We start from the raw sequence: 15,281 nt of genomic DNA on the forward strand, positions 1-15,281 counted from the left end.
CATTAACTAATAAGATGACTTCCCACGAAATACGTCGGCATTTTCTCGACTTCTTCCATTCCAAAGGCCACCTGATTGTGTCTTCGGCTCCACTCGTTGCCAAAAACGACCCGACGCTGATGTTCAACAACTCCGGGATGGCGCAGTTTAAAGATTTTTTCCTCGGTAATGGTACGCCCCCGTCGAAGCGGGTGGCCGATACACAGAAGTGCCTCCGCGTGTCGGGTAAGCACAACGACCTCGAAGATGTGGGGTTCGATACCTACCACCACACCATGTTCGAAATGCTCGGCAACTGGTCTTTCGGGGATTATTTCAAAAAAGAAGCCATCGAATGGGCGTGGGAACTCTTAACCGACATTTATAAACTCCCGAAAGATCGGCTGTACGTATCTGTGTTTCAGGGCGATCAGAAAGATAACGTTCCGTTCGATCAGGAAGCGTTCGACCTCTGGAAACCCATTGTGGGCGAAGACCGGATCATTTACGGGAACAAGAAGGACAACTTCTGGGAAATGGGCGATACGGGTCCCTGTGGCCCCTGTTCAGAAATTCACGTTGACCTGCGTTCGGAAGAAGAGGTAGCTGAGAAACCGGGTAAAGAACTCGTCAATGCCGATCATCCACAGGTTGTTGAAATCTGGAACCTGGTATTCATGCAGTTCAACCGTAAGGCCGATGGTTCGCTGGAGCCGCTGCCTGCCCGCCATGTCGATACAGGGATGGGCTTCGAGCGGTTGTGTATGGCCATTCAGGGCAAAAAATCGAACTACGATACCGATGTGTTTTCGGGAACGATTCACGTGATCGAAGAACTGTCGGGTAAAAAATATGAGGCTGGTACGAGCATGACCGACGTAGCCATGCGCGTCATAGCCGACCATATTCGGGCCGTGTCGTTTGCCATTGCCGATGGTCTGGTACCGTCGAATGCCAAAGCGGGGTACGTAATCCGCCGGATTCTGCGCCGGGCTATCCGATACGGGTATTCGTATCTGAGTCTGACCGAGCCATTTATGACCAAATTGGTGCCAACCTTGGCCATGCAGTTTGCCGATGTATTTTCCGAACTGAACGCCCAGCGTGATTTCGTAGCGACAGTGATTCGTGAAGAGGAGATTGCGTTTCTGCGGACGCTGGGAACCGGGCTTGGTCGATTGGATCAGATCATCGGGCAACTGACTACTGATGGGAAAGCTGAAATTCCAGGCGAAACGGTCTTCGAACTGAACGACACCTTTGGCTTCCCGGCCGATTTAACGGCCCTGATTGCCCGTGAAAAAGGTTTACAAATCGATCAGGCTGGTTTTGAGAAAGCGCTTCAGGAGCAGAAAGCCCGTTCGCGGAAAGATGCAGCCTCGTCGGCTGGTGACTGGATTGAACTGACCGAACTGGATAACAAAGTGGAGTTTGTTGGGTATGATCAGCCCGATACCTACGCTCAGGTTGTGAAGTACCGCAAAATTCAGAACAAGCAGGGAACCCAGGTGCAGGTTGTCCTGGACAAAACCCCGTTCTATGCCGAATCGGGTGGTCAGATTGGTGATACGGGCGTGCTGGAACTGTTCAAGGATTCGGATCAGATTGGTACCTTAACAGTACTGGATACGAAGAAAGAAAACGACCTGGTTATTCACATTGTCCAGAATGTCGATGGGATCGACGATCTGCTGACCGAAGCTGATACAGTTTATGCCGTTATCAATACAGCGCGTCGTGGACTAATTGCCAGCAACCACTCGGCTACACACCTGCTGCATTCAGCCCTGCGGGAAGTACTGGGTATGCATGTAGCCCAGAAAGGGTCGTACGTTGGCCCCGATGCCCTGCGGTTCGATTTTTCGCACTTTAGCAAAGTGACCGACGAGCAACTGGCCGAAGTGGAGAGGATTGTGAACGAGAAAATTCGGGAAGACATTAAACTGGACGAAAAACGGAATGTTCCCATTGAGCAGGCAAAAGCACTGGGAGCAACTGCTTTGTTCGGTGAAAAATACGGTGATTTCGTTCGGGTCATTACCTTCGATCCGAGCTATTCAGTTGAACTTTGCGGTGGTACGCACGTACCGGCAACGGGTCATATTGGCCTTTTCAAGTTTACGGGCGAGGGGTCTGTATCGACGGGTGTTCGTCGGGTAGAAGCCAAAACATCCGCTGGGGCCGAAGCGCTGATCAACGAGCAGATGGCTGTGGTGTCGGAGTTAAAAGAACTGCTCAAAGCCCCGAAAGATGTCGTGAAAGCCGTCCAGGCGCTGCTTGAAGAACGTAGTGCATTACAAAAACAGGTCGAAGCGCTACAAAACGAGAAAGTGCAGCAGTTGAAGAATCAGTTGCTGGAAAAAGTGGAGGCCGTTAACCAGAACGCCGGACCGGGTCACTCGCGCCTTGTTGAGAAGGTAGACGTTCCATCGGCCGATGCCCTAAAACAACTGGCCTACGACCTGAAAGCCAAAGTTGATAACCTGGCGGTAGTGCTTGGGGCAGATATTAATGGAAAACCCCAATTGGCAGTAATGCTTCCCGACTCGCTAATTCAGGGCAAGAATCTGAATGCAGGGCAGGTAGTGAAAGAACTGGCAAAGAACATCAAAGGTGGTGGGGGAGGGCAACCCTTCTTCGCAACGGCTGGTGGCTCTGACCTGTCGGGCCTTGATGCCGCATTGGCGCAGGGTAAGGCGTTGCTTGGGTAAGTTAGTTGTTGTTACACACAGATACACAGAGTAGCTAAATAGGAAAATCGTTGTGAATCTCTCTTTAGCTACTCTGTGCATCTGTGTTTTATTTCATTCGTGGATCTCAGTTGAATGATCGTTTCGGCTACATTAATCTTCGCCCATTTGCGATGCTTTTCATTAACCTTCTTGTTAAGCTGATTTCCTCCACTGCCGTTTTTGCGCAGTAACAGAACGTCGGTGGCGTTGATCAAGCCGGGCTCTCTGATTGATGGGTGAACGGGTACTATCCTGACAAAGAAACTGATTGCCACCCATAGTAAGACGGTTGTGGGCGTAAGGCTACAAATCGAGCTGGGTGGGCGATATTGAAGTGAGCACACCTGCCGAAGTCGATAAAATACTGGATTCGCTGCAAGGGCTGCAGGTCGATTTTGTGAAGATTACTGACAACGCCATCAAGCCGGATATTTACGAACACTTGAGTTACCTGCTCAAGGCTGGTTCCTCACGTGATAAAGAGGTAGCGGAAAAAGTACGAGCCGGTACGCTTACGGTCCGTGTGGCTTCACCCATGGTTACGCAGCGTTTCGATGAAGCAACGGCGATGGCGGTATATGGGCGGATGGCTAAAAATAGCACCTTTGTCGTACCTACGCTGACCATCAGCCGTACCATTGCCTTAGCAGAATCCGCTACTATCGAGGCTACCCAGGCCATCAACACGGTTATTCTGCGCGGAACCGTGCATACCCGAAAGACGTTGGATGAGTTACTGGTCGAAGCACAAAAGAAAGCCAGTACAAAGTAATGACTCCATCGTCGCAACCGATTGGCGTGTTCGACTCCGGCTACGGTGGCCTGACCATCTTACGCGAAATCGTTAAAACGCTTCCTCAATACGATTACATATACCTGGGCGATAATGCCCGAACCCCCTACGGTACCCGCTCGTTCGAAACCGTTTATCACTACACGCTGGAGTGTGTCCGGCATCTGTTCGATAGGGGGTGCCGACTGGTCATTCTGGCCTGTAATACGGCATCGGCCAAAGCGTTACGGAATATCCAGCAATTGGATTTGCCAACGTTGGCACCCGGACCAGATGGCCCTGCACGACGAGTTCTGGGCGTGATTCGACCGACGACCGAAGTCATTGGAAACTACTCGAAAACGGGCAGCGTCGGTATTCTGGCTACGCGTGGAACGGTTACCTCGGAGTCGTATGTCGTCGAAATTGAAAAGGCGTTTCCAACTGTAAAGGTGTTTCAGGAAGCCTGCCCCATGTGGGTGCCCCTGGTCGAAAATGGTGAGTACGATCATCCCGGAGCCGACTATTTTGTGAAACAACACCTTGATCGGCTACTATTAAAGTCAACGGACATTGATACAATCCTGCTGGCCTGTACTCATTATCCGCTGTTGCTGGAAAAAATCCGGCAGTATGCCCCGGCCAACGCTACTATTTTGAGCCAGGGTGGTATTGTGGCTGAAAGCTTGGCAGACTATCTGGTACGCCATCCTGAAATTGAAACCCAGTGCAGTAAACACGCACAACGCGCCTTTCTGACCACCGACTCAACTGAAGATTTCGACCGACAGGCCACAATTTTTTATGGAGAGCCCGTACAGTCGGCCCATCTGGTGCTTTAAATCCGTATGCAATTTTGTGTAAGTGCATTTTCTGGGTAATAATCAGTACATTAATGGCGTATTTGTTACATTTACCTAAACGAACCTCTTAACAAAAATCACCATGAACAAACGTTTTACGTCCGCTTTTACACTATTTTTAGTAGCTGCAAATGGGTTTGCACAAGTGAAAAATGGTGGAGGGGTTGGGAAGGATACAGGTAAAGAACATTGGTCTGGTGTCGATTTATACTCAATCCTGATTGGCATAGCGATTGGCCTTATTATTGGCTACTTTCTGGGTAAACGGTCGTCAAAGTCGTAGTTTGTTTACGTGGTTTATACGTATCAATACAGGAACGGTGTAGGCTTGCCCTTTCATGGAAGGGTCTGAATAGCAAAAGAAGCCCGTTTTTTTCGCTTTGTAGACTAACTTATTGCGTTGAAGCAGTTGGCCTGCCTTATTAAAGACAGCGCCCACCCGTTCGGGAAATGTGCCTGGCTGTGTCTGGAGCTGATGACGAATTGCGTCGAGGTTAGTTAGTCTTTCGTTGGAGAAAATAAACACCATGTATTCCGTTCCAGGGTTTCCCGAAAGCGTAAGCAATGAATCTTTCGTAACATCAATGAGTGTATTGGCTGATACAAGCGGAGCGAATGTGCTTGCTGGGAAGAGCGTCGTGATTACACTGTCGGTTGAAGTAGCTGCCAATACGTATAGATATGATTGAGTGGTTGACTTAATCGTTAGCCTTAGTGATGTGCTAGTAGAGAGTGGTTTAGTCAGCGTATAGCCTTTGACCGAACGACCGTACTGGGTGGTTGTTGCTGCTAACGGGGTAGTAGGCGATAAGGCGTGATAAAGCGATACATCGGCCGACAAAACAACTGCGCTATTGTTGGCGGGTAAATAAGCCTGATAGCCATACTTGGCAAATCGGGCAAAGTTCTCATAGGTTATCCAGAAGAAGCCACCATCCCCCCAGTTCTTTCCCCAACTATTAATTAATTTGAAAGCGCCCTGACCCAGCATATTGTCATCATAGCCTACTACACACATAGCATGGCCAAAATCGAGCGTATTCGATAAATCAGGTTTCCATTGGATGGCTGGTGGGGCCGTATCCGACGAAACAAGCTGCATAACCGAGTTTTTGAGCTTGGTAAAAAAGAGCCGACTAAACGAAAGGTGTCCAATCGAAGGGGTTAATTCCATGCCAATCACCACTGGGGAGCGTTCTGCCAAAGCCTGTTTCGTGGCCTGAATCTTGTCTGCTTTATCGTCGGTAATACTGAACACCTTCACATAGTCCAGTATTTTTGAATTTGGATCTGGTTTATTATCAGGTGTTCCCAGACAGGCATTGATATCCGGGTAACTTGAAAAGCTGGCCAGGCCATATTTTTGGCAAAAGTCGAGAGCGCTCTCGGCAAAAATCCCAAACGAGCAATTAGCGTCGCCGGCATCCTTTATAAAATTGTAGAGATACGACGGTGAAAAACTGTGTTTACGAATCGCTGCTTTATCGGTAAGGTTTAGTTTTATTGCTTCCAGTGTTGAACGCATATAATAGCCAATAGCAACTGCCACACACATCCCTTCTTGACCCTGATCGACAACGGGTGGGGTGTACTTCGATAAATCCACAACCCTTGGGGTTTTTAGCTTGAAAATGGGTTTCTGCAGCAACTGGTTATATCTGTCTTCGTCCACTCGAAACCCCTGCCATTGGGCTCCCCGTGAACTCGTACCCGACGCTTGTATAGCCACTGGGTTCGACGATATTTTTTGCTGAGCGCTGCACGGGTGTATGTCGAGAATAGTGCTTTGTTTGCTATCCGGCATATAGATCTCGGTAATGGCCTGTACCCATTGAAACGAAATTCTCGAAAGCTCGGTGGTTCGAGTATTGTCCAGTATGGAGAGGAATGCTTTGTTGAAGGCATTCGTAAAGAGGGTGCCCGCAGCCCCACTACCCATATACCTGGATTTTGGATTCAACGAACTACCGAACTGGACAACCCCGCAATTTTGTATGAAAAGCCGTTTGAGGATTTCCCGCTCCAGATTTACAGTATAGATAACCGTACCGGCCACTGTTCCTTCTTTCAGAGAAGTCTCAGTCTTATAATCGGCCAGAATCAGGCTAAGGTGTGCTTTTTGAGTCTTCAGCCATGTTTCCAGTTCACTGACTGCCAGGCCGCGTTCGGTAACGTCGTCCAGTCGCCAATTGGCCAGTTTAGCGGTAGGAGCCGACGGACTGATGCCATAGCCTGAAAAATAGACGATGATGATATCCTTCGGGGTCGTCTGGAGTGACGAAACGGTTTCTTTGAGGGTCTGGCTGGTAAAATGGTCTTTGGGAATCCGCCAGTTCTGGATTTGATAGGATAATCCATTAGCAATTTTGTTTATCACCTGTGCTATCAGGCTGTCGTTTTCCATATTGACACGGGCAAACTCCAGCTCGTTCTGTTCTTCCACGTAAATGATATGTACGAGGGGCTGGCTGACTGGCGTTTTGTGGATTACTGGCTGTTGCCTGGGCTGCAGATTGGACAGTAGGTCAGTTGAGTTGTTAAGAGCGGGTTTGCTGGGGTCCAGAAAATGGATCTGAGCAAAAACCGCGACCGTACAGCAGCAAAAGTAGAAAGCTAAAGCAATACGTTTCATCGAGTAAGTTAAGGTAGGAGGATTGTCTGATTAGTCGTTCTGTCTGGTAATCAATGTGCAACGAATATATATATTTGTTAGCCAACTCATATTTCTATGAAGCCTCTTTTCCTGCTCATTGGCTTGTCAATTGTTTCGGTTCCAGCGCTTGCCCAGATAAACCTAGCCGACAGTCTACAAAACCTGTTGGCCAGGCCCATCCCCGATACCAGCAAAGTGTTGGCCCTTGATCGGTTAAGTCGGGCATGGATGTATGCAAAGCCGTTTGAAGCCATGCAATGTGCCAGAAAGGGCTTACAGATGGCACAACGTATTGGATATGCCCGAGGAGAGGCCCGTATTCAGAACCGGATTGGGACAATTTTTCGGCTTACCGGCAATTTCGATCAGGCACTACAGGCCCACCTGACGTCCATAAACATTGCAGAAGCCAATCAGGATAAGGACGCACTGGCTCGAACGTATAATAACCTCGGTAACCTCTACATCGAGCAGAACAACTGGACGCAGGCAATCCACTATTTGCAAAAAGCACTTAGACTGGCTGACGAATTGAATGATAGTGATTTAAAACAAATTGTACTGACCAATCTGGGCTATGATTATATTTCGCAGAGCCGTTTGGACTCTGCCCTCAAGTATACAACCATAGCCTATCAGGAAGCCGTAAAACTCAAAACGAGCGATCGGCAGGCCGAACTGATGAATCTGGGAAATGTGTATGGCCAGTTAGGGAAATACAAAGAGGCCCTGCGGTATTTCCGGTTAAGTGTCGAAAACGGAAAGACGTCAGAAAATGCCCGTGTATTAAGTCAGACCTATTATGAAATGGCCGATGTCTTTAACAAAATGGGCCAGAAGGACTCGACTATTTTCTATGCTAACCAATCGTTGACAGTCGCACAGCGGAGCGCATTGCAGCTTAATATCGTTAAAGCCAGTTCCTTACTGACCGATATATACGAGTCAGCGGATCCGCGACAGGCAGTCGCTTATTTAAAAATTGCAACCGCTGCCAAAGACATTCTGGTTAACACGGAAAAAATTAAAAACTTTCAGAACATCGAGTTTAATGAAAAAATGAGGCATGAGGATGAGCAGCGGTTGGAAGAAAAATATCGGACCCGGATTACCATTTACCTGCTCGTAGGGGCCATTGGGGCTTTTATCGTTATTGCGTTTATACTCTACCGTAACAACCGAATCAAGCAAAAAGCCAATGTGATCCTTAAAAAGCAACGGGACGAAATCAGTGTGCAACGGCAAAAAGCAGAGCTTGCGCTGACCGAGTTGAAAGCGACACAGAATCAACTCATTCAGCGCGAGAAACTGGCCAGCTTAGGCGAACTTACGGCAGGTATAGCCCATGAAATTCAGAATCCGCTGAATTTTGTTACTAATTTCTCTGAGGTGAGTACGGAGCTTATTGATGAGTTGGATCAGGGGCCGTTTCAGCAACTCAATGAAGCCGATAAGCAATACGCAGACGAAATTATAGGCGATTTACGGGTGAACCTCGAAAAAATCAATTATCATGGAAAGCGAGCCGATGCCATTGTACGGGGGATGCTGGAACATTCCCGAACATCGACGGGCGAGAAAGCACCTACTCAGTTGAATAAACTAACCGAAGAACACCTGAATCTGGCTTTTCAGGGGTATCGGAGTAAAGTCAAAGATTTTACCTGTCAGCTCGAAAGGGATTTTGGCGATACTGTAGGGGTGATTACTATCGTTGCTCAGGATGTAGGTCGTGTACTATTGAACTTGTTTAGCAACGCATTCTATGCCATGAATCAAAAACGTACCCTTTCTACTGCCGAATACCAACCCGTATTATGGGTGAGTACTCGACGGCAAAATGGGTACGTTGAAATCCGGGTGAAGGACAACGGTGCGGGTATTCCAGAGGGGATAAAAGCGAAAATCTTTCATCCTTTTTTTACGTCGAAACCTACGGGAGAAGGTACCGGACTGGGTTTGAGCCTAAGTTTCGATATAATTACCAAAGGGCATGGGGGTGAACTAATCGTTCAAAGCCGGGAAGGAGAAGGGACAGAGTTTATCATCAGGCTTCCCGGTTAGATGATTACGTTGCTCAAAACACGACCCGATAGCTAAGAATAGGGATCAGGCCACTGCCATAGCTGATTTTAAGTGTGCCACTAGCTGGGTCATAATAGCGTCCGTAGATGTTCTGCCGGTTTACGGCATTCTGTATGTCGAGTGAAAGGGTGCGTGTCGAATGAAGGCGGTTCTTCTTCCAGCTTAGCCGAAGGTCGGGCCGAAAATAAGCGGGTAGCTGTTCGGTAAAGGCCTGATTGTCGACGTAAACCGTTTCGCCGAGCCGTTTCGATTCTGCCAGATCGATAGGAGTGTCGCGGTAGCCGCCATAGTAGCTGAGTTTTAGATTCAGCCCAAAGACATTGGAGCCCGATACCCATTCCTTTCCTGCCAGCAGGCTTTGTGCAAAACGACCATTCCAACGCGTGCTGCGCCATACACCATCCGAACCCTGGTATTCCGAGTTATACAGCGATGACGATAGCAGGAAATAATAAGTGTTGCCCGAAGCCGCTTTGAGTAAGAATTGCTCCAGTGTCAGTTCCAGACCATAGTTTCGACCGTGGCCGGTGTTGGTCAATAGTTGGTCCGTAAATCCATCAAAACGATTGATGATAGCAAACGCATTTCTTTCGGTAGCACTAACCGGAATGTTGAATAGATGCTGGTAATACGTTTCCAGTTTCAGTCGTAGTGGTGAGTCCGTATTCCGACTGGTCAGCCGTCGGTCATACGCCAGTACGTACTGATGTGAGCGGGTAAAGCCCAGCGTCCGGTTGGAGGCTCCGGTCGGATTTTCCGAAGAATCGGCTGGACGCATAAAATAAGTGGCTGGGTTCTGAATCTGGCTGTGCAGGCCGTAGCCCAGACTAACGGATTGATCGGGTGAAAAGGCCCAGCGGATCGAACCCCGTGGTTCCAGGGCCGATGAGCCGTTTAGAACCAGCCGGAGATAATGCATGCCGGCATTGACCGTTAGTTGTTCCGAAATTCGGTAGTTCCACTGACCAAACGCCTGTAACGTCTGCGTCTGATCATTGACCTGCACCCGTGTCAGTAATTGACGTTGTTCGGCTTCCCAGGATTTTTGGTACAGGTCATAGAACAGTTGGGTACCAATCAGGCCAGCCCGAAACGTGTGTTGAGCGTTGAGCTTATAGGTCAGCGCTGACGAGAGAATCCGCTTTTGAATGGTGTAGGCGGCATCGTTCCGGTCCGAAGCGGCATAACCGTTGGCTGGTTCCAGAAGCGAGTTTCGGAAACTGTTTTCATAACCAGACACTAGGAAAACGGTTTTTAGCAGTGCCTTTCGCCCGATGGGCAGCGTATGCGTAATCCCAGCCGCACCTGTATTGGATCGAAAATCTTCGTTATAACGATCGTAGTCATTCGTCCACTTTGAGGAATCGGCAGGGGCGTTGATTTTGCTGCTACTCAATCCGCCAAAACCGAACAGGGTAAATGTTCCAGCCGTTCGGGTTGGCAGATAGACATTGAACGATAAATCCTGAAATACACGATCGTCTGTACCGATGTTAACGCCCAGTTTGGATAGTAAACCGAGGGTGGAGTAGCGGTAGTTGACCAGAAACGAACCGTTGTAACCTTTCGCTATGGGCCCTTCAGCAGCTAGGTCCATGCCCAATAGGCCGGCTTGTAAGGTGTATTCACGTTTGGTCGTATTCCCCCGGCGTAAGCGCAGATCAAATACCCCCGAAAGTGCATTACCGTATTCGGCCGGAAAAGCCCCGGTCAGAAAATCCGAGTTTGCCAGCAATTGGGCGCTGAGGATAGAAATGCCTCCTCCTGCCGTACCCAGGTTGGAAAAATGGTTCGGGTTTGGTATCTCGACACCTTCCATGCGCCACAGTAGTCCGTTGGGCGTGTTACCCCGGATAATGATGTAATTACCTCCATCGTCGGCGCCGACCACACCCGCATAGGCCGTTGCCATACGGGCCGGGTCGTTGACAGCAGCCGCAAATTTCTGCGTTTCTTCCACCGAAAACGTTCGGGCCGACACCGTAGCCATTTCGTTGATCGGTTTGTCTTTTTCAGTGCTTGGTTTGACAGTTATTTCACCCAGTTGGCTAACCGCTTCTTCGAGGGAAATGCTCAGAACCAGTTCTTTCCCGGCATCGACGACAATGTTTTGAAGGGTCGCCACCTTATAGCCAACAACACTGATTTGCAGGCTCTGACGACCAACCGGAACGTGCGCAAGTTGAAATTGACCCGTAGCATCGGTACTAGCTCCTTTAACGGGCGACGAATTGATGATAACTACCGAAGCACCCGGCAGGGGTGTTTGCAGACTTTGGTCAACGACCGTACCTCGAATGGTCTGTGTTAATGATTGAGCCTGGAGAGAAAACGAAAACAGAAAAACGGCTAAAAGCGTGAAGGGTGAGCGGAGTTGCATGATGGAACGGAAAACGATGGTTCGCTTTCCTGACAGCCAACGTCAACAAGACCCCTATGACCCTCGTCAAAAAGTTTCAGCTTGCAGGCTATCGCCAACCGGGTCTGTTATGTAAAAACGAACTTCAGTGGAGATAACAGCTAGTAAGCAATCGGTAGACATTGTATTAATCCTAGCAGAATAGATTAGTTTTTCGTGTAAATTAAATGGGATGGAAAACTGACACTAAACTTGGCATGAAAATAGTGCTTAGGGACTACTAAAATGCCGCGTTTATGAAACGGTTACCCACCGCATACTTGCTCTTTTTTGCTCTTGTGATGCCGATCTGGCTGGTTTACATGGTTACGCAAAACGGTTTTTCGTTTTATAACGACCATTGGGCCGCGCCCATAACTATGTTTTTTGGATCATTTGTCGCCGGAGCCACATCGGAAGGGGGAGGAGCGGTTGCCTTCCCGGTGTTTACGCTGCTGCTCAAACTACCCCCGCCCGTAGCCCGCAACTTTTCATTTGCCATACAGAGTATTGGGATGACATCTGCCAGTCTGTTGATTATCAGCCTGAAAATTCCGGTCGACTGGCGGGCTATTCGTACGGTAGCCATTGGCGGTATTCCAGGGCTGTTGTTTGGCGCTTTCTTCATTGTACCGCTGATTAGCGGCCCAATGACAAAGATTTTCTTTGTGTCGCTATGGCTAAGCTTTGCGTTTGCCCTGTATCTGGCGAACCGCAAAACGGATCGAGTCACGACCAAGGGATTAGGCCCGTTGAAGGCAGTCGATCTAGCTCGCATTCTGGTATTTGCGTTCATTGGCGGTATCATCACGGCCATTTTTGGTGATGGGATCAATATTTTCACCTTTTGCCTGTTTACCCTCTACTATTCAACCAGTGAGAAAATCGCTACCCCTACGTCCATCATAATCATGACCATCCATACCATCATTGGCTTTTTGCTGCATGTGTTCGTATTGCAGGATTTTCAGCCGATGACTTTTCAGTATTGGATGTGTGCGATTCCGGTAGCGATTCTAATGGCACCGCTGGGTGCCTACATTATTAATTTTCTGACGCGGGAAGCCATCGCTAAATTCCTGTACATCACCACTGTGGTTCAATATATCGGTGCATTGATCGCCCTACGTCCTCCAACGGTTGTGGTGTTGATCAGCTTCGGTACGGTTGTAGGTGGGTTTTTGTTTTTCTGGTGGCTGTCAACGCTTCGGTCTGAGCAGTCGGCTAAACCCTCGTCTTATGCCTCGTTGAATTCCTAAACGCCCTCATTATGCAAACCGCTATTCGTTGGGCGTTATACATTCTGGGGATTGAAATTCTGTTTCTGGTCGCCCTAGCGGTGCACCATTTCTCATTGGTTCCCCCGCTGGCGGCTAGTTGTATACTGTTGGCAGCCAATCCCAAGGGCGTTTTTGCACAGCCTCGTACGGTTTTGGTTGCTTATATACTGGTGGGGCATCTGGGTTTGTTCCAGTACGTATTTTTTGGAAATAATCTATTCGGATTGATGGCCATGACTATACTGGCTGTTAGCCTGATGGCTGCCGTTTCGTCGATTCATCCACCTGCCATAGCTATGTTATTTCTACTGGCTAGAGCCGCCCATCCATTTCAGGAGTATTTATTCATGGTTTTGTTTGTAGTGGCGATGGTCGGGTTTCACTATGCCGCTCAGTGGTGGCTGAGTCAACTGTATCCATCTGCTCAGGCTAATCCAAGGGGCGTAACCGAATCGAAGCTTACTGCCTATTCAACCTACCTGGCCACCGCCGAAAATCAATGATCAGGGGCAACCGTACTGGACTACGCTTATCTTGCCCCAGGCTACATATCCTGCTGGTGTTACCCTTTTTGTCTGTGCGATGGAGGGGTAATGACGGAAACTATGTCTATCGTGTTTTTGCAGAAAAATTATTTTAAAATGGCGTAGGGGTCGACCGGCTACTAACTGTCATAAGGTGGAACAACCGGATGTTTGCCGAAAATGGTAGCTTTGCAGTCTCCTGTCATTTATCATACTACACCAGTGCCACCAACCGAGCAGGATGTCATTACGGCTATCCGGTCGGGTAGCGAACGCGACTTTGAGGCTGTTTTCAGGCAGCATTATGCGTCGCTGTGCCGATATGCCCGTCAGTTACTCCCCGATCCTGACGAAGCTGAAGAGGAAGTACAGGCCATGTTTCTGGCTATTTGGGAAAAACGCGAAGGACTACTCATTTCCGTATCGCTCAAATCGTACCTGTATCGATCGGTTCATAATCGTTGCCTGAATCGACTCAAGCATGCAGCCGTTCGTGATGAGCACCGGGACTATATCCATCATATCGGTGAAGAGACGGCTGAATCGCCTGCTCAGCGGGTAATTGGTGAGGAATTGGCCCACCAGATTCAACGGGCAATTCAGAAATTACCCGAACAATGCCGACTTGTGTTCACCCTAAGTCGGTACGAAGAGCTTCGGTATGGGGAAATTGCAGAGCAATTAGGCATATCAATTAAAACCGTTGAGAATCAGATTGGCAAAGCCCTGCGTATCTTACGGGCTGAATTGAGTGAGTATTTGCCCGTCGTTCTGGCGCTTGGAATAAATAATGGACAGTGGATACTGAATCCTGGTAGCGAGTTGAGCGAAGCGGATATGGTATCCTTACTAACCATTTTTCATTCTTCATTGTCCACTCTTCATTTTATCTAAGCCATGGCCGATCAACAACCTATCGACGATGCCTTACTGGGCAAGTTTCTGGCCGGTGAAACGGATCCGGCTGAATCGGCGCGGGTACGGCAATGGCTTGTTAGCCGCAATGCGGGTATCTCCGAACCTACGCACGACGATTTTGCCAAGTTTGAACGCATCTGGAATGCTGCTAAACAAGGGCAACGTGCGTCGAAGAAAGGCCGAACAATGACAGACCTCGAGCAACCGGATGTGGATACCGACGCGGCCTGGAAATCGGTTCAGCAACGAATGCAGATCATTGATGGGCGTGCCGGAACCGGGTCGGCAATCAAGTCGCTGTCTAATCAGGTAACAGAGCCGGATAGTCTTTGGCGGCAGACTGGCTATCGGGTGGCGGCAGTGTTGGCATTGGTGGTGAGCCTGGGCTGGCTGGTGTATCAGTTTCGGTACATGGGTCACGACAATCCGGCTATTCATACAGTAACGCTGGTTACGGGCGATCGACAACTTCGAAAAACACTGCCCGATGGCTCTCGGATTGTACTGAATCGACACTCCATCCTGACTTATCCGGCCGCTTTTGCTGATGAACAACGTGATGTAACCCTGAATGGCGAAGCATTTTTTGATGTAACCCCCGACCCAAACCGACCGTTCCGTATTCAGGCCCGTCCGACGGTCGTGCAGGTGCTGGGTACATCGTTCAATGTTCGGGCTTATGATAACAATGTCAGTGTAGCCGTTCAAACGGGTAAAGTGCGATTTTCGAGTGGCCGCAAAGCCGTCTTGCTGACAAAAGATCAGCAGGCTACGTTTGATGAGGAGACCGATACTATTCGTCGGGCAGCACAGCTAGCCCCCAATGCCTTTGCCTACAAGACCGGCCTGCTAGTATTCGATAATGAGCCGTTGGCCAGCGTAGTACAGACCATTAATCAGTTCTACAATTCGGATGTGCAACTAGCCAATGCCCGGCTGGACAACTGCCGTCTGAAAACCCGTTTCGATAAAATGTCGCTGGATGAAGTGGTAGCTGTAACGGCTGAAACCCTTGGTTTACAGGTTCGCCACGAAGGAAAATCAATAATTTTAGACGGTGCCGGATGCCGATAAATA

Annotated in this window: 11 protein-coding genes; 9 read left to right on the forward strand and 2 right to left on the reverse strand. The window is 48.9% G+C overall.

Translation table 11 applies throughout. From position 1 onward, the window contains the following. Nucleotides 1–14: 14 nt before the first annotated feature. The 4 genes from alaS to B5M13_RS13615 all read left to right on the forward strand — a co-directional run bounded on the left by alaS (nucleotide 15) and on the right by B5M13_RS13615 (nucleotide 4,629). Entirely contained in the window at nucleotides 15–2,690 is a 2,676-nt protein-coding gene (gene alaS / locus B5M13_RS13595; protein WP_080056188.1) for an alanine--tRNA ligase, read from the forward strand. 340 nt (nucleotides 2,691–3,030) lie between these two features. Then, nucleotides 3,031–3,483, forward strand: a complete 453-nt coding sequence (locus B5M13_RS13605; protein ID WP_080056190.1) for a hypothetical protein — start codon at nucleotides 3,031–3,033, stop codon at nucleotides 3,481–3,483. Then, a complete protein-coding gene (murI, locus tag B5M13_RS13610) occupies nucleotides 3,483–4,325 on the forward strand; it encodes a glutamate racemase (RefSeq protein ID WP_080056191.1) in 843 nt (280 codons plus the stop codon). Before B5M13_RS13605 ends, murI begins: the two co-directional genes overlap by 1 nt. A 103-nt stretch (nucleotides 4,326–4,428) precedes the next feature. Then, nucleotides 4,429–4,629 (forward strand): hypothetical protein, encoded by a 201-nt coding sequence (locus tag B5M13_RS13615; protein WP_080056192.1) that lies wholly within the window; start codon nucleotides 4,429–4,431, stop codon nucleotides 4,627–4,629. Here the strand turns inward: B5M13_RS13615 and B5M13_RS13620 are convergent. After that, nucleotides 4,618–6,978, reverse strand: coding sequence for a C1 family peptidase (locus tag B5M13_RS13620; RefSeq protein ID WP_080056193.1), 2,361 nt, complete (start codon nucleotides 6,976–6,978; stop codon nucleotides 4,618–4,620). The two genes, B5M13_RS13615 and B5M13_RS13620, sit on opposite strands and share 12 nt — an antisense overlap. Nucleotides 6,979–7,074: 96 nt before the next feature. Between B5M13_RS13620 and B5M13_RS13625 the strand changes: the two genes are divergently transcribed. Continuing rightward, nucleotides 7,075–9,063: a tetratricopeptide repeat protein gene (locus B5M13_RS13625; protein WP_080056194.1), complete on the forward strand. Its 1,989-nt coding sequence runs from the start codon at nucleotides 7,075–7,077 to the stop codon at nucleotides 9,061–9,063. Nucleotides 9,064–9,076: 13 nt separating this feature from the next. On the opposite strand, the gene B5M13_RS13630 is transcribed toward B5M13_RS13625, so the two are convergent. Beyond that, nucleotides 9,077–11,464, reverse strand: coding sequence for a TonB-dependent receptor (locus tag B5M13_RS13630; RefSeq protein ID WP_080056195.1), 2,388 nt, complete (start codon nucleotides 11,462–11,464; stop codon nucleotides 9,077–9,079). A gap of 275 nt (nucleotides 11,465–11,739) precedes the next feature. Between B5M13_RS13630 and B5M13_RS13635 the strand changes: the two genes are divergently transcribed. The 4 genes from B5M13_RS13635 (at nucleotide 11,740) to B5M13_RS13650 (ending at nucleotide 15,278) form a co-directional block, all read left to right on the forward strand. After that, the gene (locus B5M13_RS13635; RefSeq protein ID WP_080056196.1) at nucleotides 11,740–12,741 is read left to right on the forward strand and encodes a sulfite exporter TauE/SafE family protein; all 1,002 of its coding nucleotides are present in this window, start codon (nucleotides 11,740–11,742) and stop codon (nucleotides 12,739–12,741) included. A gap of 11 nt (nucleotides 12,742–12,752) precedes the next feature. Beyond that, entirely contained in the window at nucleotides 12,753–13,265 is a 513-nt protein-coding gene (locus tag B5M13_RS13640; protein WP_080056197.1) for an HPP family protein, read from the forward strand. A 243-nt stretch (nucleotides 13,266–13,508) separates the two neighbouring features. Beyond that, nucleotides 13,509–14,180 (forward strand): RNA polymerase sigma-70 factor, encoded by a 672-nt coding sequence (locus tag B5M13_RS13645; RefSeq protein ID WP_317047008.1) that lies wholly within the window; start codon nucleotides 13,509–13,511, stop codon nucleotides 14,178–14,180. 3 nt (nucleotides 14,181–14,183) lie between these two features. Next, on the forward strand, nucleotides 14,184–15,278 hold the full coding sequence (locus B5M13_RS13650; RefSeq protein ID WP_080056200.1) for a FecR family protein: 1,095 nt from the start codon (nucleotides 14,184–14,186) through the stop codon (nucleotides 15,276–15,278). Nucleotides 15,279–15,281: the final 3 nt, after the last annotated feature.

It is taken from the genome of Spirosoma aerolatum, assembly GCF_002056795.1.
GTDB lineage: Bacteria > Bacteroidota > Bacteroidia > Cytophagales > Spirosomataceae > Spirosoma > Spirosoma aerolatum.